Source organism: Saccharothrix coeruleofusca (assembly GCF_017876325.1).
Lineage (GTDB): Bacteria > Actinomycetota > Actinomycetes > Mycobacteriales > Pseudonocardiaceae > Actinosynnema > Actinosynnema coeruleofuscum.
In genome coordinates, this window is sequence record NZ_JAGINV010000001.1 from 2031658 (window position 1) to 2058435 (window position 26778).

At 73.4% G+C, this 26778-nt stretch carries 25 protein-coding genes; 18 read left to right on the forward strand and 7 right to left on the reverse strand.

Annotation, left to right across the window (positions count from 1 at the left end; translation table 11 throughout):
• Both JOF41_RS09470 and JOF41_RS38180 read right to left on the reverse strand, forming a co-directional pair.
• Entirely contained in the window at window positions 1-1017 is a 1017-nt protein-coding gene (locus JOF41_RS09470) for a TerC family protein (RefSeq protein WP_209617880.1), read from the reverse strand.
• 120 nt (window positions 1018-1137) lie between these two features.
• Window positions 1138-2478, reverse strand: a complete 1341-nt coding sequence (locus JOF41_RS38180) for a protein kinase domain-containing protein (protein WP_189226352.1) — start codon at window positions 2476-2478, stop codon at window positions 1138-1140.
• Window positions 2479-2654: 176 nt separating this feature from the next.
• On the opposite strand from JOF41_RS38180, the gene JOF41_RS09480 reads away from it, so the two are divergent.
• The gene (locus JOF41_RS09480; protein ID WP_209617882.1) at window positions 2655-5348 is read left to right on the forward strand and encodes an alpha/beta hydrolase family protein; all 2694 of its coding nucleotides are present in this window, start codon (window positions 2655-2657) and stop codon (window positions 5346-5348) included.
• A gap of 103 nt (window positions 5349-5451) precedes the next feature.
• Entirely contained in the window at window positions 5452-6201 is a 750-nt protein-coding gene (locus JOF41_RS09485; RefSeq protein WP_209617886.1) for a GH12 family glycosyl hydrolase domain-containing protein, read from the forward strand.
• Window positions 6202-6245: 44 nt separating this feature from the next.
• On the opposite strand, the gene JOF41_RS09490 is transcribed toward JOF41_RS09485, so the two are convergent.
• Window positions 6246-6725, reverse strand: a complete 480-nt coding sequence (locus tag JOF41_RS09490) for a MarR family winged helix-turn-helix transcriptional regulator (RefSeq protein WP_189226349.1) — start codon at window positions 6723-6725, stop codon at window positions 6246-6248.
• Between the two features lie 82 nt (window positions 6726-6807).
• Here JOF41_RS09490 and JOF41_RS09495 point away from each other — a divergent pair, with 82 nt between their 5' ends.
• From JOF41_RS09495 to JOF41_RS09515, 5 genes are all read left to right on the forward strand, one after another.
• Window positions 6808-7689, forward strand: a complete 882-nt coding sequence (locus JOF41_RS09495) for an alpha/beta fold hydrolase (RefSeq protein WP_209617888.1) — start codon at window positions 6808-6810, stop codon at window positions 7687-7689.
• Window positions 7690-7775: 86 nt separating this feature from the next.
• Window positions 7776-9020 (forward strand): ABC transporter substrate-binding protein, encoded by a 1245-nt coding sequence (locus tag JOF41_RS09500; RefSeq protein WP_209617891.1) that lies wholly within the window; start codon window positions 7776-7778, stop codon window positions 9018-9020.
• Window positions 9017-9910 (forward strand): carbohydrate ABC transporter permease, encoded by an 894-nt coding sequence (locus JOF41_RS09505; protein ID WP_189226346.1) that lies wholly within the window; start codon window positions 9017-9019, stop codon window positions 9908-9910. The genes JOF41_RS09500 and JOF41_RS09505 overlap by 4 nt, the downstream gene beginning before the upstream one ends.
• Complete coding sequence (locus tag JOF41_RS09510) at window positions 9910-10716, forward strand: carbohydrate ABC transporter permease (protein WP_189226345.1); 807 nt, start codon at window positions 9910-9912, stop codon at window positions 10714-10716. The genes JOF41_RS09505 and JOF41_RS09510 overlap by 1 nt, the downstream gene beginning before the upstream one ends.
• A 156-nt stretch (window positions 10717-10872) precedes the next feature.
• Window positions 10873-12336 carry an MFS transporter gene (locus JOF41_RS09515; protein ID WP_229796163.1) on the forward strand — a complete coding sequence of 488 codons (1464 nt, stop codon included), beginning with the start codon at window positions 10873-10875 and terminating at the stop codon, window positions 12334-12336.
• Window positions 12337-12372: 36 nt separating this feature from the next.
• Here the strand turns inward: JOF41_RS09515 and JOF41_RS09520 are convergent, their stop codons facing one another.
• Window positions 12373-14835, reverse strand: coding sequence for an ATP-binding protein (locus tag JOF41_RS09520; RefSeq protein ID WP_209617904.1), 2463 nt, complete (start codon window positions 14833-14835; stop codon window positions 12373-12375).
• Between the two features lie 193 nt (window positions 14836-15028).
• On the opposite strand from JOF41_RS09520, the gene JOF41_RS09525 reads away from it, so the two are divergent.
• Both JOF41_RS09525 and JOF41_RS09530 read left to right on the forward strand, forming a co-directional pair.
• Window positions 15029-15769 carry a hypothetical protein gene (locus JOF41_RS09525; RefSeq protein ID WP_209617906.1) on the forward strand — a complete coding sequence of 247 codons (741 nt, stop codon included), beginning with the start codon at window positions 15029-15031 and terminating at the stop codon, window positions 15767-15769.
• Window positions 15747-15902, forward strand: coding sequence for a hypothetical protein (locus tag JOF41_RS09530; RefSeq protein WP_209617908.1), 156 nt, complete (start codon window positions 15747-15749; stop codon window positions 15900-15902). The genes JOF41_RS09525 and JOF41_RS09530 overlap by 23 nt, the downstream gene beginning before the upstream one ends.
• A 65-nt stretch (window positions 15903-15967) precedes the next feature.
• Here the strand turns inward: JOF41_RS09530 and JOF41_RS09535 are convergent, their stop codons facing one another.
• Window positions 15968-16414, reverse strand: coding sequence for a hypothetical protein (locus tag JOF41_RS09535; RefSeq protein WP_229796162.1), 447 nt, complete (start codon window positions 16412-16414; stop codon window positions 15968-15970).
• A gap of 202 nt (window positions 16415-16616) precedes the next feature.
• Here JOF41_RS09535 and JOF41_RS09540 point away from each other — a divergent pair, with 202 nt between their 5' ends.
• The 6 genes from JOF41_RS09540 to JOF41_RS09565 all read left to right on the forward strand — a co-directional run bounded on the left by JOF41_RS09540 (window position 16617) and on the right by JOF41_RS09565 (window position 22030).
• Entirely contained in the window at window positions 16617-17822 is a 1206-nt protein-coding gene (locus tag JOF41_RS09540; protein ID WP_209617910.1) for a glycosyltransferase, read from the forward strand.
• A 173-nt stretch (window positions 17823-17995) separates the two neighbouring features.
• Window positions 17996-18499, forward strand: coding sequence for a peptide-methionine (S)-S-oxide reductase MsrA (gene msrA / locus JOF41_RS09545; protein ID WP_189226341.1), 504 nt, complete (start codon window positions 17996-17998; stop codon window positions 18497-18499).
• Window positions 18500-18547: 48 nt separating this feature from the next.
• The gene (locus JOF41_RS09550) at window positions 18548-19054 is read left to right on the forward strand and encodes an MOSC domain-containing protein (RefSeq protein WP_209617912.1); all 507 of its coding nucleotides are present in this window, start codon (window positions 18548-18550) and stop codon (window positions 19052-19054) included.
• 49 nt (window positions 19055-19103) lie between these two features.
• Entirely contained in the window at window positions 19104-19535 is a 432-nt protein-coding gene (locus JOF41_RS09555; RefSeq protein ID WP_189226339.1) for a PPOX class F420-dependent oxidoreductase, read from the forward strand.
• A 36-nt stretch (window positions 19536-19571) separates the two neighbouring features.
• Window positions 19572-21413: a WD40 repeat domain-containing protein gene (locus JOF41_RS38185; protein ID WP_209617915.1), complete on the forward strand. Its 1842-nt coding sequence runs from the start codon at window positions 19572-19574 to the stop codon at window positions 21411-21413.
• Window positions 21414-21433: 20 nt separating this feature from the next.
• Window positions 21434-22030: a hypothetical protein gene (locus JOF41_RS09565; protein WP_209617918.1), complete on the forward strand. Its 597-nt coding sequence runs from the start codon at window positions 21434-21436 to the stop codon at window positions 22028-22030.
• Here JOF41_RS09565 and JOF41_RS09570 read toward each other — a convergent pair.
• Window positions 22021-22200: a hypothetical protein gene (locus tag JOF41_RS09570; protein WP_209617921.1), complete on the reverse strand. Its 180-nt coding sequence runs from the start codon at window positions 22198-22200 to the stop codon at window positions 22021-22023. The genes JOF41_RS09565 and JOF41_RS09570 overlap by 10 nt on opposite strands.
• A 67-nt stretch (window positions 22201-22267) precedes the next feature.
• The gene (locus JOF41_RS09575) at window positions 22268-22429 is read right to left on the reverse strand and encodes a hypothetical protein (RefSeq protein WP_209617923.1); all 162 of its coding nucleotides are present in this window, start codon (window positions 22427-22429) and stop codon (window positions 22268-22270) included.
• Between the two features lie 152 nt (window positions 22430-22581).
• Here JOF41_RS09575 and JOF41_RS09580 point away from each other — a divergent pair, with 152 nt between their 5' ends.
• From JOF41_RS09580 to JOF41_RS09590, 3 genes are all read left to right on the forward strand, one after another.
• Entirely contained in the window at window positions 22582-23361 is a 780-nt protein-coding gene (locus tag JOF41_RS09580; RefSeq protein ID WP_189226334.1) for an NYN domain-containing protein, read from the forward strand.
• A gap of 184 nt (window positions 23362-23545) precedes the next feature.
• Window positions 23546-24706 carry an L-rhamnose isomerase gene (rhaI, locus tag JOF41_RS09585; protein WP_209617926.1) on the forward strand — a complete coding sequence of 387 codons (1161 nt, stop codon included), beginning with the start codon at window positions 23546-23548 and terminating at the stop codon, window positions 24704-24706.
• A 32-nt stretch (window positions 24707-24738) separates the two neighbouring features.
• A complete protein-coding gene (locus JOF41_RS09590; RefSeq protein WP_209617929.1) occupies window positions 24739-26778 on the forward strand; it encodes a bifunctional aldolase/short-chain dehydrogenase in 2040 nt (679 codons plus the stop codon).

A 26778-nucleotide genomic window follows, 5' to 3' on the forward strand; every position in this document is an offset into this window, starting at 1 on the left:
TCAGCGGGCGTCCGGCCGGTCGCGGTCGGACGCCTTCCGGTGCGCGCGCAGCGAGCCGGGGTGCGCCTTGGCGCTGGGATCGCGCCGGGTCTTGATCAGGCTGGTCACCGTGACGACCGCGAGGATGCCGATGATCACGCCGAGGCTGAGCGGGGTGGGGATCTCCGGCACGCGGGCGTCGATGTCGACGTGCGCCCAGTGCAGGATGAGCTTGACGCCGATGAACGCCAGGATCAGCGAGAGCCCGGTGGACAGGTGCACCAGCCGGTCGAGCAGTCCCTTGACCAGGAAGAACAGGGCTCGCAGGCCCAGCAGGGCGAAGGCGTTGGCGGCGAAGACGATGAAGGGGTGCTCGGTCACGCCGAACACCGCGGGGATGGAGTCGAGCGCGAAGAGCAGGTCGATGCTGCCGATGGCGAGCAGGACGATGAACAGCGGGGTGAACGCGCGGCGGCCGTCGGCGCGCGTGGTGAGCTTGCCCCCCACGTAGTCCTCGGTGATCGGCAGCACCCTGCGTGCGGTCTTGACCACGGCGTTGTCCTCGACGTCCGGGTCCTCGTCGCGGTGTCGGAACAGCTGCACGGCGGTGTAGATCAGCAGCAGCCCGAACAGCAGGAACATGAAGGAGAACAGGGACAGCAGGGTGGCGCCGAGCGCGATGAAGATCGCGCGCATGACCAGCGCCAGCAGGATGCCGAAGGTGAGCACCTTGTGCTGGTGCTCCTCGGGCACGGCGAACGTGGTCATGATGATGACGAAGACGAACAGGTTGTCGACCGACAGGCTCTTCTCGACGATGTAGCCCGCGAAGTACTCGGTGCCGTATTCGCCGCCGTACCGCGCGGCGAACCAGACGCCGAAGCCGATCGCGACCAGGACGTAGAACACCGACCAGGCGGTGGCCTCGCGGAAGCCCACCCGGTGCGGGCGGACGGCCGCCAGCACCAGGTCGATCGCGAGCAGGAGCAGGATCAGGCCGATCGTGACGGTCCAGGTGAGCGCGCCGATGTCGAGCACTGGTCCTCCCCGCGCGTGCCGCCCCTGCCCGATCGGGTCATGATCGGGCAGTTGCGACAATACGGGCGCGGGTCCGCCCACGCCCGATGAAACACCGACGCCTGGGGGGCGGCTTCGAGGTCAGTCGCCGGAGGTGCAGGTGAGGTCCAGCCGGGGCGTAGCCGGGCCGTTGGCGGTGAAGCCGAACGTGGTGGAGCCCGCCACGGGCAGCTCGGCGTTGTAACCGGCGCTGGTGACCGTCACCGAGGCGGTGCCGGTGTTCGCGGTGAGGACCCCGTTCCACAGGTTGCTGATCGTGTGGCCCTCGGGTTGGGGCCAGGTCACGGCCCAGGCGTCGAGCGCGCGCTCGCCCGCGTTGCGCACGGTCACCTGGACCTGGTAGCCGCCCGGCCAGGAGTTGGTGATCTCGAACCGCGCGGTGCAACCGGACGAGACGGCGGTGGCGGTGGTCGTCGTGGTGCTCGGGGTGTCGGTCGGGGCTGGTCGGGCCTCGGAGGACGGGTCGCCGCCGCGCGAGGAGTTCCCGGCCACCAGCCCGTTGACGACCAGCCCGCCGACGACCAGCCCGCCGACGGCCAGCACCGCGGCTCCGGACACCAGGGTGATCGCGCGCCACGACGCGCGGCGGGGTGCGGGCAGCGCCCGCGTGTCGCCCGCCTGCGGCGAGCCGGGCAGCGGCCGTCCCGCGACGACCGCGTCCAGCAGCCCGTGCGCCTCGGCCATGGTGGGCCGCTGCGCGGGGTCGCGCCGCAGGAGCTGCCGCAGCACCTGCGCCAGGGGGGACGCCCCTTCCTCCGCTGGCGGCGGCTCCTGCGCCGTCCCGAACGGCGGGTGGCCCTCCAGCGCCGCGTACAGCGTCGCGCCCAGGGAGTACACGTCGGAGGCGAACACCGCCTCTTGGCCCGCCACCACCTCCGGCGCGAGGAACGCGGGCGTGCCCACGACGGGACGGGTGTCGGCCACCGCGCCCTCGCCGACCGCGCGGGCGACGCCGAAATCGGCGATCTTCGCGGTGCCGTCGTCGCCCAGCAGGACGTTGAACGGCGTGACGTCCCGGTGCACGACGCCCGCCGCGTGCGCCGCCGCCAACGCCGCCGCCACCTGCCACCCCACGCCCGCCACCAGCTCCCCCGGCAGCGGCCCGCGCTCGTCGAGCAGTTCCGCCAGCGTCCGCGAGGGCAGGTACTCCATCACCAGGCACGGCCTGCCGCCGTGCTCCACGACGTCGTGCACGGTGACCGCGTGCGGGTGCCGCAACCGGGCGGCGATCCGCCCCTCCCGCGCGATCCGCTCCAGGGCTTGCGACGGATCGCCCTCGGTGGGCAGCGCGGTGGGGAACTTGATCGCGACGACCCGGCCCAACCGCTCGTCGCGCGCCTGCCAGACGACCCCGGTGGCCCCGCGCCCCACCGGGGCCACGAGCCGGTACCGCTCGGCGATGACCTCGTTGCGCTCCGCCACAGCCGAACGCTACTTCGCCCGCCCGCCCACTGGCCACCTCCGCGCGATCACCGCCGCCGGGCGGCGCGGTGCGCGGAAGGCGCTGCGGCGGAACGGGCGTGCCCCGCGCTGCCTTGCGGGTCGATCCGGAACGACGCTAGAACTGGTCCACACCGGCCGATCCGAGGGGATGGCACATGCACCCGACCCGATTACTGGTCTGCGCGCTGCTCGTGGCGGGTCTGGCCACACCGGCGGCAGCGGCTTCGCGGCAGGGCGACCAGCCTCCCGCGGGGTGGGCGATCGCGGGCCAGCGGCTGGTCTGGACCTCGCCCGAACCGATCCCGCCCGGCGCCGCCGCGATCGAGTTCTGGGAGGGCGACCGGCTGCTCGGGCGACCGCGCCCCTCCACCGACCTGCGCTCGTACACCCTGGACGCGCCGGAGGTCGGCCATCCCGACCGGCTCCAGGTCCGCGTCTCGGGCAGGCGGCTGGACGCCGAGGAGCCGCCGCGCCCACTGGGCTCGACCCCACCGGCGCCACCGGCGCCGCTGCCCGCGAACGAGGTCGACCCCGGCCTGCCCGGACCCTTCCCGACCCGCGCCGGGGAGTACGAGCTGGCTCCCATGGCCATCCCGGGGTACGCGACGCCGGTCGAGATGCGGGCCGTGGTGGTGGCGCCGAGCGGGGCGCCAGGCAAGCGCCCGCTGGCGCTGTTCCTGCACGGCAGGCACTTCACCTGCTACCAGCCCGGTGTCGCGGACGGCATCCTGCTGAACTGGCCCTGCCGGGAGGGGGCCGAGCCGGTGCCCAGCCACCGCGGCTACCTCCAGGCGCAGCGACTGCTCGCCTCGCAGGGCTACGTGACCGTCTCCATCTCGGCCAACGGGATCAACGCGCAGGACGCCGGGGACGTCGAATCGGGAGCGGGAGCGCGGTCGGCGCTGGTCCGCGCGCACCTGGCGAAGTGGGCCGACTGGGCGGGCGCGGACCGGGGATCGGCTCCCGACATCGTCCGCGCCGCGCCCGCCGCCGACATGGACAACGTTTTCCTCATCGGCCACTCGCGCGGCGGCGAGGGCGTCAACCGCGCGGCCACCGACAGCCTGAGCCCGCCACCGCCCGGCAGCGGCTTCGACGGTCCGGTGCGCTGGAAGATCAAGGGCGACCTGCTGATCGGGCCGACCGTCTTCGGGCACAACCCGGCGCCGGACGTGCCCTCGGTGACGATCCTGCCCGGCTGCGACGGCGACGTGAGCGACCTGCAGGGCCAGATGTACCTGGACGCGACCCGCGGGGTCAGCCGTGGAACCGCGTTGCACAGCGCGCTGTACTTCGTCGGCGCGAACCACAACTACTTCAACACCGAGTGGACTCCCGGCCAGGCGCAAGCCCCGGCGTACGACGACTTCGCGAGCCCGCCCATCGACGCGGTGTGCTCGCCGGGAACCCCCACCCGGTTGACCGCGGCGCAGCAGCAGACCGCGGGCGCGACCTACATCGCGGCGGCGGCGCGCCTGTTCGTCGAGGGTGACCGGCGCGTGCTGCCGCTGCTGGACGGCTCGGCTGCGCGCGCCCCGTCGGCCGATCCGGCGCGCGTGCTCGGCCACGCCGTCGGCGGCGCGCGGTCGGCGTTCGTCGTGCCCGACGAGGCGACCACCGCCGGTGGCGACGCGCGGGTGTGCGCGCAGGTCACGGCGGACCCGGCCGCCTCGTGCGGCGACCAGGACTACCCGCTGACCTCGCCGCACTTCAACCGGTTCTCCGGCGCCCCGTCGGAGCAGGGGCGGTTCGCGGTGGCGCTGAAGTGGTCCGAGGAGGGCCGAGCAGCGGTCGTGCGCCCCGGCCGGGCCGTCTCGCTGGCGGGCGCGCGGGAGCTGGCGCTGCGGCTGGTGGTCCCGCCCAACAGCCTGGGCAACCGCTTCGAGGTGGCCGTCGCCGACACCAGCGGTCGCCGCGCGCGGCTGGGGGAGGTGTCGCTGGACGGGCTGCCCGCCACCGAGCGGCTGTCCGCCCACTGGGCGCAGGAGGCCCGCCTCCCGCTGCCCGCGCAGGGCGTCGACCTCGACCGCGTCGCCGAGCTGGAGCTCGTCCCGCGCGGTGGCGCCGGGCGGGCGTGGCTGATCGACGCGCACGGCTGGGACCGCGGTCTGCCGGACCCGCGACCGGTGGCGCTGCCTCGGGTCGACGTGGGTGCGCTGACCGTCGACGAGGGCGACTCGGGCACCCGGACCGTCCGGTTCCCGGTCGCCGTCTCCGGTGACGGTCCCGGCCTGGTGCGGCTGTTCGTCAACGAGCAGGGGCAGGAGTACAGCCAGCGGCTGGTGGCCGTCCAGCCGGGACAGCGCGAGATCGAGGTCGGGCTGCAGGTGGCGGGCAACACCCGGTGGAGCCGGGACGTGCGGCGCTGGGTGCAGGTGAAGGCCGTCCGGGGCACGGTCGTCGGCCGCCACTCGGGCGCTCTCGCGGTGCGCAACGACGACCCGGAGCCGACCATCACCATCGCCCCGGCCGAGGCCGCCGAGGGGGCTCCGCTGACGTGGCGGGCGACGCTGTCCGAGGCGGTCGACAGCACCGTCCTGCTCTCGGGCGCGCCCCTGGCTCCGGCGGACGGGCCCGAGCTGTCCACCGCGGACGTCGACCCGGAGTGGTTCCGCAGGCAGGCCTCCGGCGAGGAGCCGCTGCCGTCGCGACCGCTGTCCACGACGCAGCTGCGCACGGTGCTGGCCTTCATGGCGGGGGACGGCCTGAGCGCGGAAGTGGCCGTGCCGACGGTGACCGACGCCGAGGCCGAGCCCGCCGAGCGGGTTCGGCTGGACTTCACGGTGCACACCCCCAGCGGCGGTGTGATCACCGCCGTCGGCACCGTCACCGACGCGGGAGCGGGCTGACCGAATCGGCATCGGCATGCGCACTGGCGGGTACCCGGTTGGTTGTGGGAGCGTTCCCAGAACGCCCCACCACCGCCGCCGCGGACCGTTCGGGAGGAGTTCGATGAAGAGCACCGTCCGTTCCCTCGCGCTGGCCTGCCTGCTGACCGCGGGCACGCTCGCCGCCAGCACGGGCCAGGCGCAAGCCGACACGACGATCTGCCAGCAGTACGGCACGACCACCATCCAGGGCCGCTACGTGGTCCAGAACAACAGGTGGGGCAGCTCCGCCACCCAGTGCATCAACGTCACCTCGACCGGGTTCCAGATCACCCAGCAGGACGGCTCGGCGGCCACCAACGGCGCGCCGCTTTCCTACCCGTCGGTGTACGCGGGCTGCCACTACGCCAACTGCTCGCCGGGGACGAACCTGCCGATGCAGGTCAGCCGCATCCGCAGCGCGACCTCCTCGATCGACTACCGGTTCGCGGGCGGCACCTACAACGCCTCGTACGACATCTGGCTCGACCCCTCGCCGAAGACCAACGGGGTGAACCAGATGGAGATCATGATCTGGTTCAACCGGCAGGGCCCGATCCAGCCGATCGGCAGCGCGGTGGGCAACGCCACCATCGCGGGCCGCGGCTGGGAGGTCTGGCGGGGCAACAACGGGGGCAACAACGTGATCTCCTACGTCGCGCCGTCGCCGATCACGTCGTGGTCGTTCAACGTGCTGGACTTCATCAACGACGTGCGTGATCGCGGGGCGATCACGAACTCCTGGTACCTGACGAGCATCCAGGCGGGCTTCGAGCCGTGGAACGGCGGCGTGGGCCTGGCGGTGAACAACTTCTCCGCGTCGGTCAGCGGGTAAGAGCGGCGCTGGGCGCGCCCGGTCGGCACGGGTGCGCCCAGCGCTCAGACCGGCTCGCCCAGGTCCCGCGCCAGCCAGCCCGGCGTGTCCAGGCGCACGGGCGTCGCGCCCACCAGGTCGGTCAACCGCGCTTCGAGCTCCTTGAGCTGGTCCGCGCCGATCCGCCGCGCCCACTGCTCGCGCAGCTCGTCGAAGATGGCCTCGGCCTCCCGGAGCATGGCGAACCCCCGATCGGTCACCCGGAGCCGCTTGCGGCGGGCGTCGGCGGGGTCGGCCTCGCGGGCCACGTAGCCGCGCTCCTGCAGCACCGCGATCGTCTTGGCCGCCGCCTGCTTCGACACCGCCATGCGCCGCCCAAGCTCGGAAGCGCTGTCCGCGCCCGAGGCGATGGCCCGGATGGCGAAGTCGTGGACGGGGCGGACGTCGCCGTGGCCGCGGTCGGCCAGCTCGGCCTGGGCCGCGTCCACCAGGCAGCGGAAGCCCCCGAGCAGGAGCAGGGCGAGATCGGCGCCGGAGCGGGACATGGGCCAAGGGTACGACCGACTCGACAAAGACAACTCGGTTGTCTATATTGATGGACAACCGAGTTGTCTATTTGAGGACGTCATGAACACCGCACCCGCCACCCTGTCCGAGGTCGCGCACCACCACGTGGAGGTCAACGGAACCCGGCTGCACTACGTCGAAGCGGGCACCACCGGGTCCCCGCTGCTGCTGGTCCACGGGTTCCCCGAGAGCTGGTGGGCCTTCCACGAGCTCATCCCGCTGTTGGCGGCGCACCACCGGGTGTTCGCCGTGGACCTGCGCGGCTTCGGCGACTCCGCCACCGCGACCGACGAGCACGACAGCGCCACCGCCGCCGAGGACCTGCACCAGCTCATCGGCCTGCTCGGCGTCGGCCCGGTGCACCTGGTGGGGCAGGACATCAGCGGCGCGACCCTGTTCCGCCTCGCCGCCGCGCACCCCGAGCACGTGCGCAGCTTCACCGCGATCGAGATGGGACTGCCCGGCTTCGGCCTGGAAGCGCTGGCCGACGTCACGCGGGGCGGCAGCTGGCACATCGGTGTGCTCGCCGCGCCCGGCATCGCCGAGCTGCTGCTGGCCGGGCGGGAGCGCGAGTTCCTGTCCCGCTTCGCGTTCCCGGCGCTGTGCGCGACGCCGGGGGCGATCACCGAAGCCGACGTCGACGAGTTCGCCAGGACCTACTCGCGGCCGGGCGGCCTCCGGGGCGCTGTCGGCCTCTACCGGTCGATGCTGCGGGAAGGCCCGGACATCGCGGCGCTGGCCGCCGAGCGCCCGCTGCGCGTGCCCGTGCTCGCGGTCGGCGCGGGCGGTGGCGACTTCACGGCCGACACCTTCGCCGGGGTCACCTCGGGGCAGCTCCGCGCGGTGTCACTCGAAGGTGTGGGGCACTACGCCGCCCTGGAGGCGCCGGACGAGCTGGCGAAGGCCCTGCTGGGCTTCCTCGACGAGGTCGACGCGGCCTGACCGGTCCTCCCCCCTGGTGGGAACGCTCGACACGTGATCACCCCGGTTCGATACTTTCCCCACAACCGAGTCGGGGAGGTAGCGGGATGGGCGTCGAGCTCGACCGTCGGTCGTTCCTCGTGGTCGCCGGGTTACTGGGGCTGACCGCTTGCGGGTCCAACACGGGCCGCGAGGGGTCCGCCGAGGGGACGCTGCGCCACTGGTACCACGCCTACGGCGAGGACGGCGTCCAGGACGCGGTGCGGCGCTACGCCGCCGCCTACCCGGACGCGCGGGTCGAGGTGCAGTGGAACCCCGGCGACTACGACTCCAAGATCATGACCGCCCTGCAGAACAGCGCCGTGCCCGACGTGTTCGAGGCGCAGGTCAAGGTCGACTGGGTGCGGCAGCGACAGGTGGTGCCGCTGGGCGACCTGCTGGGGCAGACCCGCGACGACTTCGTCCGGGCGCTGCTGGACTCGCAGACGGTCGACGGCGAGCTCTACGGCATCCCGCAGGCCATCGACACCCAGGTCCTGTACTACCGGCCCAGCCTGCTGGAGAAGGCGGGGCTCACCCCGCCCCGGACCGTCGACGAGCTGCTGGACGCGGCCCGGCGGTTGACCACCGACGGCGTGCGCGGCCTGTTCGCGGGCAACGACGGCGGCGTCGGCGTGCTCACCGCGCCGCTGCTGTGGTCGGCGGGCCTGGACCTGCTGTCCGAGGACGGCAAGGCCCCCGGCTTCGACGACCCGCGCGCCGCCGAGGTGTTCGGCAAGCTGCGCGAGCTGCACCGGGGCGGCGGCCTGCTGCTGGGCGCGCCGACCGACTGGGCCGACCCCGGCGCGTTCGTCGACGGCCTCGCCGCCATGCAGTGGACCGGCCTGTGGAACCTGCCCAAGATCACCGAGGCGCACGGCGACGACGTCGGCGTGCTGCCGTTCCCGCGCCTGGACGCCGACGGCGCGGAATCGGTGCCGGTGGGCGCGTACAGCGCGATGGTGAACGCGCGCAGCGCCGACGTCGACGCGGCCAAGGCCTACGTCAAGTGGCTGTGGGTGGACAAGACGGAGTACCAGACCGAGTTCGCCACCGCGTTCGGCGCGCACCTGCCCGCCCGGCGGAGCCTGGCGGAGCGGGCCGAGCCGCTGCGCGACGGGCCGGGCAAGCGGATCGCCGAACTCGTCACCGCGGGCGGGCGCATCGCCAGCCCCGCCCGCTGGTCGGCCCGCGCCAACACCGCCCTGTCGGACGCGGTCTCCCGGATCGCGCGTGAAGGCGCGGACCCGGCGGCCGAGCTGCGCACGGCGCTGGACGTGGCGCGGGACGAGATCGCGCGGCTGGACAGGTGAGCGGGCGGCGCGCCGCGCTCGCGTTCTGGCTGTTCGTCGGCCCGTTCGCGGCCGGGCTGCTGGCGTTCACCTACGTGCCGATCGGGTGGAGCGCCTACCTCAGCTTCTTCGACGCGCGCAACACCGTGACACCGACCGAGTTCGTCGGGCTGGGCAACTACGCGGACGTGCTCACCGACCGCGCTTTCCTCGACAGCATCGGCACTTTCACGGTGTTCGCCGCGTTCGTCATCCCCACCACGGTGGTGCTGGCGCTCGCGCTGGCCCTGCTGGTCAACCAGGTCCGCGTCGCGCGGGCGTTCTTCCGGTCGGTGTTCTTCCTGCCGTTCGCCTGCTCCTACGTGGTGGCCTCGCTGGTGTGGAAGATGTCGCTGTTCTCCGGGGTCGACAGCGGGGTGGCCAACACCGCGCTGGGCTGGTTCGGCGGGCAGCCGCAGGCGTGGGTCGGCACGGTCGACCCGCCGCTGTACTGGGTCGTGCTCGTCACCGCCCGGCTGTGGCTGCAGCTGGGCTTCTACATGATCCTGTTCATCGCCGCGCTGCAGCGCATCCCGGCGCACCTGTACGAGGCGGCGTGGACCGACGGGGCATCGCCGAGGTGGCAGACCTTCCGGCACGTCACGCTGCCGGGTCTGCGCGGCGCGCTGGTCGCCGTGCTCACCCTGAACCTGATCAACGCCTACCAGGCGTTCGACGAGTTCTACAACATCCTCGGCGACTCCAGGGGCTACCCGCCGTTCGCCCGGCCGCCCCTGGTCTACCTGTACTACACCTCGCTCGGCTCCGGCGGGCAGGACCTGGGCCGGGGCAGCGCGGGCGCGGTCGTGCTCGCGCTGGTGATCGCGCTGGCGACGCTGCTGTCGGGCCGGGTGCTGCGGAGGGCGGGCTGATGCGTCCCCCCGGCTACCACCGCACCCCGGCGGGCCGCGTCGGCGCCGTCGCGCGCTGGGCCGCGCTCGTGGTCGCGGCGGCGCTGTTCCTGCTGCCGTTCGCCGTGCTGGTCCGCGACGGGCTGGGCACCGGGTGGTCCACCGCGGCGGAGGTGTTCTCCGGCGAGGAGATCCCGTTCGCGCGCAGCCTGCTGAACTCCACCGTGGTCGCCGTGCTGCAGACGGCGGGGCAGTTGCTGCTGTGCTCGCTCGCGGGCTACGGGCTGGCGCGTGTCCCGTACCGGCACGCGCCGCTGGTCCTGCGCGCGATCGTGGCGACGCTGATGGTGCCGACCGCGGTCACCTTCGTGCCGAGCTTCGTGGTGGTGTCGAGCCTGGGCTGGCTGTCGGACCTGCGCGGGCTGGTGGTGCCGGGGTTGTTCAGCGCCCTGAACGTGTTCCTGTTCCGCCAGTACTTCCTCGACTTCCCGGTGTCGCTGGAGGAGGCCGGGCGGCTGGACGGGCTGTCCCGGTGGGGGGTGTTCCGGCGGGTGGTCGTCCCGAACTCGACGGGGTTCTTCGCGGCCATCGCGGTCATCGACTTCATCGGCAGCTGGAACCAGTTCCTGTGGCCGCTGGTGATCGCGCAGGACTCCTCGACGTGGACGGTCCAGGTGGCGCTGTCCAGCCTGCTCACGGCGCAGAACCCGAAGATCGCCCTGCTGTTCGCCGCGGCGGCGGTGTCCATCCTGCCGATCGTGCTGGTGTTCGCCCTGCTGCAGCGCTACCTCGTCCGTGGTGTCACCGAGACCGGCCTCACCGGATGACGATGTCCACAGTGGACTGACCGGTGTGCGCTGGCTCACCCCGACGCGCGATTCGCGGTGTCCGAACGCGCGGTTCGTGGTGTCCGGACGCGCGACTCGCGGTATCCGGGTACCGCCGCCGGGAATAGCGGGCCGAGCGACCGACTTGGAGACTAGGTGACCAACAGCACCGCAACCGCCGTGGGTCTGCGTTCGGAGCGCGGGCCGATCCTGTTCGCCCTCATGCTGACCACCGGGCTGATCGCGATCGAGGCCACGATCCTGGCCACCGCGGTGCCCTCGGTGGTCGCCGACATCGGCGAGTTCACCCGGTTCCCGTGGCTGTTCTCGATCTACCTGCTCGCCCAGGCGGTCAGCGTCCCGCTCTACGCCAAGGTCGCCGACATGGTCGGCCGCAAGCCGGTCATCCTGCTGGGCATCGCGCTGTTCCTGCTGGGGTCGCTGCTGTGCGGGCTGGCCTGGGACATGACCTCGCTCATCCTGTTCCGCCTCGTCCAGGGGCTCGGCGCGGGCGCCGTGGCCCCGATGGCGATGACCATCGTGGGCGACATCTACACCGTGGAGGAGCGCGCCAGGGTCCAGGGCTACATCGCCAGCGTGTGGGCGGTGTCCTCGGTGGTCGGCCCGACGCTGGGCGGCGTGTTCTCCCAGTTCGCCTCCTGGCGCTGGATCTTCCTGGTCAACATCCCGCTGTGCCTGCTCGCCGGGTGGGCGCTGCTGCGGTTCTACCGCGAGACCGTCCAGAAGCGCCGCCACCGCATCGACTACGCCGGGGCGGCACTGCTCACCGTCGGGCTCACCGCGGTGATCCTCGCCCTGCTCGAAGGCGGCACGGCCTGGGCGTGGACCTCGACGCCCAGCATCGCCTGCTTCGCGGTCGGCACCGTCGCCCTCGCCGCGTTCGCGGTGGTCGAGCGCCGCGCCGCCGAGCCCGTCGTCGACTTCGCGGTGCTGGGCAGGCGCCTGATCCTGACCACCACCCTGGCCTCGCTCGCCGTCGGCGCGCTGCTGACCGGGATCACCAGCTTCGTGCCGACCTACCTGGAGGGCTCGGCGGGCACGGCCCCGCTGCTGGCCGGTCTCGCCGTGGCCGCGCTCACCCTCGGCTGGCCGCTGGCCGCGTCCACCGCCGGGCGCCTCTACCTGCGGCGGGGTTTCCGGGCCACGGCGCTCACCGGCAGCGCCATCGCCCTGGTCGGCTCGGTGGCGCTGGCCGTGGTCGCGCCGTGGCCGAACCCGATCACCGTGGCGCTCACGGCGTTCGTCATCGGCTTCGGCCTGGGCTGGACCGCGTCGCCCACGCTGATCGCGGCGCAGGCGTCGGTGGACTGGGCCGAGCGCGGCACCGTCACCGGCATGAACACCTTCGCCCGGTCCGCGGGCAGCGCGGTCGGCGTGGCCGTGTTCGGCGCCATCGTCAACACCGGGATCGCCTCGGGTGGCGGCGAGCACGACCCCGGCACCATCATCACCGCGTTCAGCTGGGTCTTCGTCGCCGTCGCCGTGGCGGCGGGCCTGCTGCTGCTGGTCGTGTCCACCATGGCCAAGGACCGCCCCGCCCCGCCGGACGAGTCGAGCGTTCCGGCACCGTCAGTCGCGCGTTCGGACACCGCGAGCTGAGCGTTCGGGTCCAGGGGCGGCACCTGGCGACGGACCTCAGAACGCCTCGTACGGGCTCCGGCCGCCCGTCCGCGTGACGGACGAGCGCGGGCCGACGCGCTCCAGCTTGGCTCGGATGGCGTCCACCCGCTCCGCCGGACCACCCCGGTCGAGCAGCTCCACCGCACGTCGCCAGGTCTCCCGCGCCGCGTCCGGCTCGCCCGACTCCGCCAGCACGTCACCGAGGTGGTCGAGGGTGAAGCCCTCCTCGGGGCGGTTGCCGGTCTCCTGGAACAGCTCGGCCGCCCGCTGGTAGAACGTCCGGGCCAGGGCGTGGTCGTGCAGCCGGTGGTGCACGTGGCCCAGGCTGTCCAGGGTGTCCGCCGCGCCGTCCCGGTCGCCCAGCTCCAACTGGATGTCCAGGGCCTCGCGGCAGTAGCCGACGGCCTCCCGGTGCCTGCCCTGCATGCTCAGGCTCCAGCCGATGCTGTTGAGCGCCTTGGCCTGCCCGGCGGGGTGGGCGGCGGCCCGGTACCCGTCCAGGGCGAGCCGGGCGTGCCGCAGCACCATCGGGTACCTGCCGAACCGGTCGAAGACCTCGGCCAGGTTGAGCTGGGTGTGCGCCTGCCCGACCCGGTCGTCGAGCTCGGCGTAGCGCACCAGGGCCAGCCGGAGCTGGGCCAGCGCCGCCTCCTCCCGGTCCAGCCGCAGGTAGGCGCGGGCCAGGCCGCGGTGGGCGGCGGCCTGGCCCCGGCGGTCCCCGCCGCGCCGGGCGGCTCTGAGCGCCGCCTGCTCCGCGCACACCCAGTCGTGCCAGTACCCGGCGCGGTAGAGGTAGGTCGAGAGGGACCTCGCCAGCAGGTGCGCCTGCGCGTCGAAGCCCGCGTGCTCCTGCGCCAGGACCGCCAGCAGCACCCGGTGCTCGGCGGCGAACCAGGCCAGCGCCCGCGCGGTGTCGGGCACCTGCTCCGGGATCGCGCCCGCCGCCTGCTCGGGCAGCTCGGCGGTCACCCGGTACGGGTCGACCAGGCGGGCGGCCCGGTCCGCGGTGCGCAGGTAGTGGTCCAGCAGCCGGTGGGTGGCGGCCCGCCGCTCCTCGGTGCCGTCGTGCTCCTCGGTCAGCTCCTCGGCGTACGCGCGCAGCAGGTCGTGGCGGGTGAACCGGCCGGGGCGGTGCTCGGTCAGCAGGTGCGCGTCGGCGAGGTCCCGCAGCAGCCGGTGCGCCTCGCGGGCGGGCACCCCGGCCAGGCAGGCCGAAGCCACCGTGCCGACGTCCGGTCCGGGGTGCAGGCTGAGCAGCCGGAACAGCCGGGCCGCCGCGGGGGCCAGGCCGCGGTAGGACCAGGAGAACACCGTGCGCACGTCCACCGCCCGGTCGCTGCCCGCGAACACGTCCAGGGCCCGCGCCCCGGTCAGCTCGGCGGCCAGGTCGGCGAGGGAGAAGTCGGGGTGCGCGGCGGCCCGAGCGGCCACGATCGCCAGGACCAGGGGCAGCCCGGCGCAGGCGGCGGTGATCCGGTCGACGGCCTCGGGCTCGGCCAGCACGCGGTGCGGCCCGACGCGGTCGGCCAACACCGAACGCGCCTCGGCCGGGGGGAGCGGGTCCAGCCGCAGCGGGTGGGCGCCCTCCACCGCGACCAGGCTGGCGAGGCGGTCGCGGCTGGTCACCAGTGCCAGGCAGCCCGCCGAGCCGGGCAGCAGCGACCGGACCTGCTCGGCGTCGCGCGCGTTGTCCAGCAGCACCAGCACCCGCCTGCCCGCCAGCAGGCTGCGGTACAGGCCGGCCTGCCCGTCGGGGGTGGTGGGGACCTCGCGCGGCGGCACCGCGAAGGCGTCGAGGAAGCCGCGCACGGCCTCGGCGGGCGCCAGGGGCGAGCCGGGGCCGTAACCGCGCAGGTCGACGTAGAGCTGCCCGTCGGGGAACCGGTCGGCCACCCGGCGGGCCCAGTGCAGGGCCAGCGCGGTCTTGCCGATGCCCGCGGTTCCGCCGATCGCGGAGACCACCACCGCGCCACCGGGCTCGGCGGCGTCCTCGGCGATCCGGTCCAGCGCCGCCAGCTCGGCCGTCCGCCCGGCGAAGTGCCGTGGTGCCGCGGGCAGCTGCCGGGGCACCACCACGACGCGCTCCGGGGCGGTCTCCGGTGTGGTCTCCGGGGCGTGCCGGTCCAGCTCGGCGCGGGCGGAGGCGGCCAACCTGCTCGCGGCGCGCGCGCCGTCGACCGCGCGCAGCATCCGCAGGTGCCGCGCGGCCCACCGGTCCAGGTCCACCGCGGTCGGGGGCAGCGCCACGCCGGACCGCTCGGCGTGCGCGGCGCAGGCGGTCACGAACGACGCGACGAACTCCCACTCCGGTAACGACCGGGCGTTGAGCTTGTCGCTGATCGTGCTGCGGGGCAACGGGTGCGGCAGGGCGGCGGTCAGCGCCGCCAACCGGTTCAGCGAAGGCGCCCCGGCTCGGTCGCGCAGCCGCTTCAGCTCGTCGACGAGCCGGGTGATCGCCGTGCGCCCGGCATCGGTCATCACCCGTGCGCCTTCCTGTCCGGTCGGCCGGGGCGATCCTCGGACAGCTCGGACACCCCCGTCAAGTCACCGGGGGCACGCTGCGGCGACGTCCCCGAGGTGTCCGGGATTCCGCCGTCATGGCCGGACCTGCCGCAGAGTTCTCCCCGGAACCGAGCGGACAGCCCGGAGTCGAGCGGACAGGAGGTGCGGCATGGGCAGCAGGTCGTGGAAGGCGGCACTGGTGGCGGGGGTGGTCGTCGCGACACCCGTGGTGCTGCCGGTGGCGTCGGCGCAGGCGGTCACCGCGATCACCGTCGAGACCGAGCAGTCGCCGTCCAACTCGCAGGCGAGCAAGACGATCACGGTCGACTGCCCGACGGGCACCTTCCTCTACGGTCCCGGCGGGGGCATCGACGGGGGAGCGGGCAGCGTCACGCTGGAGTCGGTCGTGCCGGAGGGCAGCCCGCCGTTCCGGGCGCGGGTGACGGCGGTCGAGCTGGGCGCGTTCAGCGGCAGCTGGAGCGTCTCGGCGTGGGCCAGTTGCGGGCCGCTGACCACGAACCTGCAGGTCGTCCCCGCGAGCACGGCGTCGAGCACCGCCACCACCAAGGAGGTGTCGATGTCGTGTCCGGGAAGCCGGGCGCTGTACGGGACCGGCTTCCGCACCAGCGGCGGCAGCGGCAGCGTGCTCGTGCACGACGTCATCCCCGGCACCTCCGTGGCACCGAAGAGCGTCACGGCCCGCGCCACCGCGCGGCCGGGGCTCACGCCCGGCTGGCGGTTGGACGTCTTCGGCGTCTGCGCCAACGCGGCGCCCACGATGAGGGTCGAGCAGGCCACGACCACGCCGGGCTCCGCTTCGACCAGGGGCGTCAGCAGGGTCTGCCAGCAGAGCGGGACGCGCGCGCACGGGGGTGGGCGTCCAGACGATGAGCGAGGCGTCCCCCGGTGACGCCGTCGACGGCAGGATCGCGCTGAGCACCACGGCCGCGCTGACCACCACCTCGGGCAGTGCGGGGGCCGCCGAGAACGGTGCGGTGGCGGACAACTGGCAGCTCAGGACCTACGTCATCTGCTCGGACTGAGCCGGGGTGACCGGGGGAGGGGGCGTTCCGGGTCACGGCCCGGAACGCCTCCCGGCGCGTCCGGCTCAGCCGGAGCGCTTGACCTCGGCGATGTAGGTGTTGGACGCGGGCAGGTAGCTGAGCACCAGCGCCGCGACGGCGATCGCGCAGCTGACGTAGCCGAACGCGGTGGTGCCCTGGTCGGTCAGCACGGCGGCCAGTTGCAGCAGTGTGATCACCGTGAGCACGACCCTCGCCCAGTTGCGCCCGGCTTTGAGCTTGAACGACAGCCACAGGTAGACCAGGCCGACCAGGACCATCACGCCCGCGCTGAACGCCATCGTGACGGTGGTCGCCTGCTCCGCCTGCTCGGCGGTCATCTCCGGGTTCGCGGTGCGCACCGCGTCGACGAGCTCCTGCCGGGCGCCGAGCAGGAACGCCACGCCCGCGAACGCGGTGACCGTGGAGAACAGGAAACCGAAGAACGCGGCGATGATCGTGGCCGGGGGCGATGTCTTCGTTGTCGTCACCATGATCGGCAGCGTAGGGCGGCGGCGAAGTGGTTGCAGCGCAAGCGAAAGCTGTCTAGTACTTTCGGCCGATGCGGCACGTGCCGCGTTTCTCCCCATTGGAACGTATAGCGCGGGGTCGGTCTTGTGGCAAGCCCCCCGGAGTACCCCAGAATCCGTTTCCGCGAACGGGTTCGCTCGCATTCTCGTCCGAAGGGAAATCCTGATGCGTGTCCTGCTGTCGACCATCGGCTCGCGCGGCGACTTGCAGCCGCTGCTGGCGCTGGCGCTGGAGCTGCGGCGGCTCGGCCAGGAGGCGCGCGTGTGCGCGCCCCCGGACTTCGGCGACTGGATCGGCGGTCTCGGCATCCCCTTCACACCGGTCGGGCCCGAGCTGCGGTCGACCGCGAAGCCCGGCCCGTCGTCCCCGCCCTCGCCGCGGCAGCGGCGCCACATGGCCGAGGCGACGATCGCCGCGCAGTTCGACGCCGTGCTGGCGGCGGCGGAGGGCTGCGACGTCATCGTGGCGGCCACGGCGCTCCAGGTCGCCGCGCGCTCGGTGGCCGAGCGGCGGGGGATCGGTTACGTCTACGCGGGCTACTGCCCGGCGGTCCTGCCCTCCCCGCACCACGCGCCGCCGGTCATGGGGACGCTGGGCGAGGCCCCGGCGCGGGAGGACGACCACCGCGGGCTCTGGGAGGCCGATGCCCGGCGCTACAACGATCTTTGGGGCGCGGCTCTCAACGCGCACCGGACGTCGCTGGGCCTGGCCCCGGTCGACGACGTGCGCGGCCACATGCTCACCGACGCGCCCTGGCTCGCCGCCGACCCGACCTTGGCGCCGTGGCCGGGGGCCCCGGACTTGGAGGTGTTCCAGCCGGGGGCCTGGCTGCTGCCGGAGCGGCGGTCGCTGCCCGCCGGGTTGGAGGTCTTCCTCGACACCGGTGAACCGCCGGTGTACTTCGGCTTCGGCAGCGTCCGCGCCCCGGAGGGGCTCGCCGAGGCGATGGTCGGGGCGGCGCGGGAGCTCGGCCTGCGCGCGATCGTCCTGCGGGGGTGGGCGGGGTTGTCGCTGCCGGACGACGGTGCCGACTGCGTGTCGGTCGGGGAGGTGGACCAGCGGTCGCTCTTCCGGCGGGTGGCGGCCGTCGTGCACCACGGCGGCGCGGGAACCACCACCACGGCCGCTCTGGCGGGGGTGCCGCAGGTCGTCGTCCCGCAGCAGTACGACCAGCACTACTTCGCCCGGCGGGTCGGCGAACTCGGCATCGGGGTCGCGCACCCGCCCGTCGTCCCGACGGTCGACTCGCTGGCCGAGGCGCTGGAACGGGTGCTGCGACCGGAGGTGAGGACCCGCGCCGAAGCCGTCGCCCGCGCGGTGCGCACCGACGGCGCGCGGGTCGCCGCGCACCGGTTGACCACTTTGGGCTGAACGGGAGGTAGTCACGCGCTCGCCGACGGGGTACGGGTGGTACTTGCAGGCGTGGGGCCGTCGCCGCCTGAGGCCCCGCGCGGGGCGCGGATCACAGCCCCGGCGGGGATGATGCGGAGGGCGGGAGCGTTCAACTGGGTGGAAGCGACCGGATCGAGGAGCGGAGCGAGCACATGGCCACTGTGACCGAGAGGGCTGTCCTGGCGGGTGGTTGTTTCTGGGGCATGCAGGACCTCTTCCGCCGCCACCCCGGCGTCGTCTCCACCAGGGTCGGTTACACCGGCGGCGACGTCCCCAACGCCACCTACCGCAACCACGGCACCCACGCCGAGGCCATCGAGATCGTCTTCGACCCGGCCCAGCTGAGCTACCGCCAGGTCCTGGAGTTCTTCTTCCAGATCCACGACCCGACGACGCGCGACCGCCAGGGCAACGACATCGGCACCAGCTACCGCTCGGCGATCTTCTACGACGGCGACGAGCAGAAGCGGATCGCGGAGGCCACCATCGCCGACGTGGACGCGTCGGGCAAGTGGCCGGGCAAGGTCGTCACCGAGGTCACCCAGGTCGGCGACTTCTGGGAGGCCGAGCCGGAGCACCAGGACTACCTGGAGCGCTACCCCAACGGCTACACCTGCCACTACGTCCGGCCCGAGTGGCAGCTCGGCGAGCGCTGAGGACGAGCGCTGAGGACGGGCGCTGAGACGGGCGCTGAAGGTGAGCGCTTGACCACGGCGGTGGAGGTCGTCGCGCTGCACGTCTCGTCCGTGCACGCCTACGAGGGACGGCCCGGTGACGGGCCGCGCCCCGACCCCGAGCCGGTCGCCCGCGACCGGGTGGTGGTGCGGGCGGGTCTGGGCCTGGTCGGCGACCGCTACTTCAACCACCCGGCGCACCGCTTCGCCGCGGTCACCGTCTTCGCCGCCGAAGCGCTCGACGCCGTGGCGGACGAGCTCGGGCTGGCCACCGCGCCCAGTCCGCTGGTCGTGCGGCGCAACGTCGTCCTGCGCGGGTTCGACGTGGACGGGCTGGCCCGGCACGACGTGTTCGCCCTGGACTCCGGCGACGGCCCGGTGCGCTTCGAGGCGCACCGGGCCGCCAACCCGTGCGCGTGGATGGACGCCGTGATCGCGCAGGGGGCCTTCAAGGCGCTGCGCGGGCGCGGGGGAGTGCGCTGCGTCCCCCTCGACGACGGGGTGCTCCGGCTGGGCCCGGCGACCCTGCTCACCTGATCGCGCCATGATGGGGTGATCAGGTCCGCGAGTCCTCGGAGGAGCCGACATGACCGAAGCGCCGTTCAACCCCCGCGACCTGCTGGCGGAGAGCCGACTCGGCGTTCTCGCCACGATCAAGTCCGACGGCAGGCCCCAGCTGTCGCCCGTCATGCCCTTCTACGACCGGCGCGCCGACGTCATCTACGTCTCGATGACCGAAGGGCGGGCCAAGACGGTGAACCTGCGCCGGGACCCGCGCGCCACGCTGGAGGTCACCAGCCCCGACGGCTGGGCGTGGGCCACCGCCGAGGGCGTGGCGACGCTCACCGGGCCGGGGACCGACCCGCACGGCCCCGAGGTCGAGGCGCTGGTGGACTACTACCGCCGCGCCGCCGGGGAGCACCCCGACTGGGACGAGTACCGGTCGGTGATGGTGGCCGATCGCCGGGTGCTCATGGTGATGACGGTCGACCACGTCTACGGGGCCAGGATCCGCTGACCCGTTCCTGTCGTACCGCTGTGGTAGATCGACTCCGTGCACAGCAGAGAACGGGAAGAGCCGCTGGTGCTGGCGAGCCCGCACCGGGGGCCGGTCACCGCCTTGACCGCGGTCCGCGCGGCGGACGGCCGCGCGGTGCTGGTCAGCGCGTCCGGTGACGGCGCGGTGCGCCGGTGGGACGCGACCACCCTGGAAGCGCTGGACGACCCGCCGGGCGGTGCGGGGTGGCCGTGGTCGTTGACCGCCGCCACTGCCGATGGCCGCGCGGTGGTCGTCGGCGGCTTCCAGGACGGCCGTCTGGCGCGGTGGGACGCGACCACCGGCGAGCGGCTGGCGGGACAGGCCCGCACCGGGTGGGTGCGGGCCTTGGCGGTCGTCGGCCGGGTGGTGTTCAGCGCCTCCGACGACGGCGAGGTGCGCCGGTGGGACGCGCTGACCGGGGAACCGGCGGGTGACCCGCTGCCGGGTCGCCCGTCGTCGGTGTGGTCCCTGGTCGCGGTCGAGCAGGGGGACCGCTCGGTGGTCGTGGGTGGTTTCGCCGACGGCGCGCTGTGGCGGTGGGACGCGGTGACGGGACAGCCGCTGGGGGAGCCGGTGACCGGCCACACCGGGCCGGTGCGGGCGCTGGCGGCCGTGGGGCCGGTGGTGTTCAGCGCCTCCGACGACGGTGCCGTGCGTCGTTGGGACGCGATGACCGGGCAGCCCCTGGGCGAGCTGAGCGGCCACACCGCAGCTGTGCTGTCGCTGGTCCCGGTCGAGGTGGACGACCGCGTGCTGCTGGTGGGCGGCTGCCGCGACGGCGGTGCGGTCCGCTGGGACGCGCGGACCGGTTCGCCCGTCGGGGAAACCCTCGCCGAGCACGTCGCCCCGGTGCGGGCGTTGGCGGCTGTCGAGTCGGTGGTGTTCAGCGGCTCCGATGACGGCAGGGTGTGCCGGTGGGACGTGCTGACCGGGCAGCGGACGGCTGAGCTGAGCGGCCACACCACGCACGTGCAGCAGATGTGCACCACCGAACTGCCCGACGGCCGGGTCCTGCTCGTCAGCACGGGCGACACCACGGTGCGCCGCTGGGACCTGAGCACCGGCCACCCGGTGGGACGCCCGATCGTGAGCGACACCGCCGGGGCCTGGGCGGTCCACTGCTCCGGCTCGCTGGTCGTCAGCGGCGGCAAGGACCGCGTGGTCCGCCTGTGGGACGCCGCGACCGGCGAACCGAGGGGGGAGCTGACCGGCCACACCGCGACGGTGACCTGCGTGCTGGCGTTCGACCTGGACGGCCGCACCCTGGTCGCCAGCGGTGACCAGGACCACTTCATCCGGCTCTGGGACGCGGGGACGGGGCGCTCCCTCGGCGTGCTCACCGGGCACACCAACAACCTGAACTCGCTGACCGCCGTCGTGGTCGAGGGCCGCACGCTGCTGGTCAGCAGCTCCTACGACCACACCCTGCGCCGCTGGGACGCGGCGACCGGCGAGCCGGTGGGCGAGCCGATCACCGGCAGCGGGCTCTGGGGCCCGGCGGCGGCCGCCACCCTGGACGACGGACGCGTCCTGCTGGCCTGCGGCGGCGACCGCGGCACCTTCCGCCGCTGGGACGCGGCCACCGGCGAACCGGTGGGCGAGCCGATGCCCGGCCACCACCCCCGCTACTCGATCACCTCCGTGGCCACGGCGCGGGTCGGCGGGCGCCCGGTGTTCGTCAGCGGGGACCCGCGGGGCACGGTGCTGTGCTGGGACGCGGAAACCGGCCTGCCCATCGGTGAGCCGATCACGTGCGGCGAGACGAAGGCCGTGACCGCGCGCGGCACGTCCGACGGCTTGGTGATCGCCATCGCCTCGCGCGACGCGCGCATCGCGGTGCGGCGGGTGAACTCGTGACCAGCGGTGCGGGAGAACACGTGGAGATGCGACAACTGCTGTGGCGGCTGGGCGACCGGTTCGTCGACGACCCCAAGCCCGCCTGGTTCGACCACGCGGGCGACCTCGTCGTCGTGCGGGGCGAGGTCGTCTGGGAGACCCCCGACGTCACCGACGGGGCGGTCTACCACGAGCTGCCCGCGGGCACCTACCCCGTGTACGTGGGGACCAACGCCTCACCTGGTGACGACTGGAACCCCGACACGTTCCGCTACGACGTGCGCGCGGTGGTGATCCCACTGGCGGAACCGGGGCGGATCGCCGAGGCGGACTGGGACGTCGAGGACTACGGCGGGGGCTTCCAGTTCGTCGAGGACTACGCCGTCCTGTGGGACGGCCAGGCGATGCGCGCACCGAGTCTGACCGGTGCCGCGTCCTCGTTCTTCGAGGACGCCCGCGACGCCATCGCGGCGAGGGGACCGCACTTCCGGCGGGACAACTGGGCCACCGTGGTCCTGGACGAGGAAACCGGCGCCAACGCCTTCGTCTTCCCCGTGAGCGGTGAGAGCGTCAACGGCTACGAGATCCTCGACGAGGACGAGAACGTGCTCTGCCTGGTGCTGACCACCTACGAGTGACGTCGGGCGTGCTGGAGGATCGCGTCGGCGACGACGCGGTGGACGGCGGCGGGCGGGCAGTGGCCGAGCCCGCCGACCTCCAGCAGCCGGGCGCCGTGCAGCAGCCGCCAGAGCTCCACGCGGCGCTCCACTTCGGACTCCTCGTCCTCGGCCCGCTCGGCCGGCGCCATCAGCTTCTCCAGGCGCTCGCCGTGCTCCGGCCGGGGCGGTCGGTGGTGCCCATGTCGAGCGCGCCGGTCAGGGCCGGGGTGAGGGAGCGCAGGCGGTCGGCGTGGTCGACGGCCAGCCCATCGCCGAGGCGTTGGCGCCCATGACCGGCAGCACCGGCGGGTGCGCGGGATCGCCCAGCGCCTGGCTCCAGAGCCGGACGTCCCCTGCCTGGACGAAGAGCTCCGCCACGGTGCCTCCTGAAAACCCCGACCAGCGGGGGGCGACGCTACCGCCGCCGCGATCGCCGCCAACCCGTTTGCACATCGGCGGACTCGTCGCCCGCCGTCGGTGCCACACTGGCGCGGTCGGAGTCCGGCCCGCCCGGTGGTCGAGGAGGTCGTGTGGTCGACGTCGACGCGAGCACCGCCAAGCTCGCGGTCCTCATCGACGCGGACAACGTCCGCCCGCTGATCGCGGAGGCGCTGCTGGCCGAGGTCGCCAGGTACGGCACGGCGCACGTCAAGCGCGCTTACGGCGACTGGACCGGGACGAACCTGCGGGGGTGGAAGGACCGGCTGCTGGCGCAGTCGATCCAACCCGTCCAGCAGTTCGCGTACACCAGCGGCAAGAACGCCACCGACGCGGCGATGGTCATCGACGCCATGGACCTGCTCTACACCGGGCGCTTCGACGGGTTCTGCCTGGTGTCCAGCGACAGCGACTTCACCCGACTGGCCGCGCGCCTGCGCGAGTCGGGGCTGACCGTGTACGGCTTCGGCGAGCGCAAGACGCCCGCGCCGTTCGTCGCCGCCTGCGACAAGTTCGTCTACTTCGAGAACCTCGGCTACCCGCAGGACGCGCCGGAGCCCGCCGGTCCCGTGGTCGGGCCTCCGGGCAGGGCGCGACTGGAGCTCGACGACGTGCTGACCGGCCTGCTGCGCAACGCGGTCGAGGCCGCGTGCGGTGAGGACGGCTGGGCGCCGCTGGCGAACGTCGGCCACATCATCATCCAGCAGCGCCCCGACTTCGACTCCCGCAACTACGGCTTCGGCAAGCTCAACACGCTGATCGCGGCCACCGGGCTGTTCGAGCTGGAGCGCCGCGTCGCCAGCGACGGCAAACCGGTGGTCATCTACGTCCGCGACGCGCGGAACCGGCCGCAAGAGGTCGCCCACGACTGAACAGCGCGAGTCCTCGCACCACTGGCGGCAGTAGGTGTTGAAACGTCACAACTATGATGAGCACTCTGTCTGACCAGTTCAGAACGAATGTGCTGAGTGCTTTGCTGAAGCCGCACCAGTAGTTGTGAAACGTTTAAATGCTCGCTACCGTCGGGCTGCCGAGAACCTCTGGAGAGGAGCCGGGATGTCGCCGCAGGACGCGCTGCGCGGGCTGGACGGGTTCACCATCGAGGTGCCCAGCTGGGCGTACGGCAACTCGGGCACGCGCTTCAAGGTGTTCACCACCCCCGGCGTCCCCAGGGACCCGTTCGAGAAGATCGCCGACGCCGCCCTGGTGCACGCGCTGACCGGCCTGGCCCCCCGCGTCTCGCTGCACATCCCGTGGGACCGGGTGGAGGACTACCAGCGGCTGCGCGTCCACGCCGAGGAGCACGGGGTGCGGATCGGCGGGATCAACTCCAACCTCTTCCAGGACGAGGACTACAAGCTCGGCTCGCTCACCCACGCCGACCCGCGCGTGCGCGACAAGGCCGTCGCGCATCACCTCGACTGCGTAGACGTCATGCGCGCGACGGGTTCGACGGACCTGAAGCTCTGGCTGCCCGACGGCACCAACTACGCCGGGCAGGACTCGCTGCGCGCCCGGCAGGACCGGCTGGCGGAGTCGCTGGAGCGGATCTACGCGGCGCTGGACCCCGATCACCGGCTGCTGCTGGAGTACAAGTTCTTCGAGCCGTACTTCTACGCCATGGACATCCCGGACTGGGGGACCGCGCTGCTGCACTGCCAGGCGCTGGGACAGCGGGCGCAAGTCGTGCTCGACACCGGCCACCACGCGCCGGGCACCAACATCGAGTTCATCGTGATGCAGCTGCTGCGCGCCGGACGCCTGGGCGCGTTCGACCTCAACTCCCGCTTCTACGCCGACGACGACCTGATCGTCGGCTCCGCGGACCCGTTCCAGCTGTTCCGCGTCATGGTCGAGATCGTGGCCACCGACGCGCACCTGCCCTCGTCCGGGGTCAACTTCATGCTCGACCAGTGCCACAACATCGAGGACAAGGTGGCGGGCCAGATCCGCTCGGTGCTCAACGTCGAGCAGGCGCTGGCCAAGGCGCTGCTCCTGGACGCCGGGGCGCTCGCCGCCGCGCAGGCGGCCGGTGACGTGATCGGCGCGCACGACGTGCTGATGGACGCCTTCCACACCGACGTGCGGGGCCTGCTGGCCGACCGCCGCGAGGCCCGCGGCCTGCCGCGCGACCCGATGGCCGCCTACCGCGCCTCCGGCTACGCCGCCAGGATCGCCGCCGAGCGCGTCGGCGGCAGCCAGGCCGGTTGGGCCTGACCCCGTCCCCGTCTGCCGAGGAGCCGCCCGAGATGACCGACGACACCACCGCGGCGCGGCTGGTCGCCCGCTCGAACCTGCTGGGCGCCGACCCGCGCAACACCAACTTCGCGGGCGGGAACACCTCCGCGAAGGGGGTGGGCACCGATCCGGTGACCGGGCGGGAGGTGGAGCTGCTGTGGGTCAAGGGCTCCGGTGGCGACCTGGGCACGCTGACCGAGCGCGGGCTGGCCGTGCTGCGGCTGGACCGGCTGCGCGCCCTGGTGGAGGTCTACCCCGGTGTCGAGCGCGAGGACGAGATGGTCGCCGCGCTCGACCACTGCCTGCACGGCCGGGGCGGGGCGGCGCCGTCGATCGACACCGCCATGCACGGACTGCTCGACGCGCCGCACGTGGACCACCTGCACCCCGACGCCGGGATCGCGCTGGCCACCGCGGCCGACGGGGCGGAGCTGACCCGGCGGTGCTTCGGCGACCGGGTGCTGTGGGTGGACTGGCGCCGTCCCGGTTTCCAGCTGGGGTTGGACATCGCGGCGGTCCAGCGGGCCAACCCGCGCGCGATCGGCTGCGTGCTGGGCGGGCACGGGATCACCGCGTGGGGTGAGAGCTCCGAGCAGTGCCAGGAGCACTCGCTGGAGATCATCCGCGCGGCCGAGCGGTTCCTGGCCGAGCACGGCGCGGCCGAGCCGTTCGGCGCGGTGGTGCCCGGCCACGAGCCGCTGCCCGAGGCCGAGCGCCGCGCCAGGGCGGCGGCTCTGCTGCCGGTCGCGCGCGGCCTGGCCTCGACCGACCACCCGCAGGTCGGGCACTTCACCGACGCCCCGGCCGTGCTGGACTTCCTGGCGCGGGAGAAGCTGGGGCCGCTGGCCGAGCTGGGCACCTCCTGCCCGGACCACTTCCTGCGCACCAAGGTCAAGCCGCTGGTGGTCGACCTGCCCGGCACGGCGGGCGTGGACGAGGTCGTGGCGCGGCTCAAGCACCTGCACGCCGCCTACCGCGAGGACTACCGCGCCTACTACCGGCGGCACGCCACCCCGGACTCGCCGCCGATGCGCGGCGCGGACCCGGCGATCGTGCTCGTGCCCGGCGTGGGCATGTTCTCCTTCGGGCGCGACAAGCAGACCGCGCGGGTGGCGGGCGAGTTCTACGTCAACGCCATCAACGCCATGCGCGGGGCGGAAGCGGTGTCCGGTTACCGCCCGATCCCCGAAGCGGAGAAGTTCCGCATCGAGTACTGGGCGCTGGAGGAGGCCAAGCTCCGGCGCAGGCCCGCGCCCAAGCCGCTGGCCACGCGCGTGGCACTGGTCACCGGGGCCGCTTCGGGCATCGGCAGGGCCACCGCCGAGCGGTTGGCCGCCGAGGGCGCCTGCGTGGTCGTCGCCGACCTCGACGCGGACCGGGCCGCGGCGGTGGCCGAGGGGATCGGCGGCACCGACGCGGCGGTGGGCGTGGCCGTGGACGTCTCCGACGAAGCGGCCGTGGCGCGCGCCTTCACCGAGACCGTGCTCGCCTTCGGCGGGGTCGACCTGGTGGTGAACAACGCGGGGCTGTCGATCTCCAAGCCGCTGCTGGAGACCACGGCGCGGGACTGGGACCTCCAGCACGACGTGATGGCCAAGGGCTCCTTCCTGGTCTCCCGGGCCGCCGCCGGGATGATGGTCGAGCAGGGCATGGGCGGCGACATCGTCTACGTCTGCAGCAAGAACGGCGTGTTCGCCGGACCCCACAACATCGCCTACGGGGCCACCAAGGCCGACCAGGCCCACCAGGTGCGCCTGCTGGCCGTGGAGCTGGGCGCGCACGGCATCCGGGTCAACGGCGTCAACCCCGACGGCGTGGTGCGCGGCTCGGGCATCTTCGCCGGGGGGTGGGGCGCGCGGCGCGCCGCCGTCTACGGCGTGCCGGAGGAGGAGTTGGGGGCCTTCTACGCCAAGCGTACCCTGCTGGGGCGCGAGGTGCTGCCCGAGCACGTCGCCGCCGCGGTCTTCGCGCTCACCGGCGGCGACCTGTCCCGGACCACCGGCCTGCTCGTCCCGGTCGACTCCGGCGTGGCCGCCGCGTTCCTGCGCTGA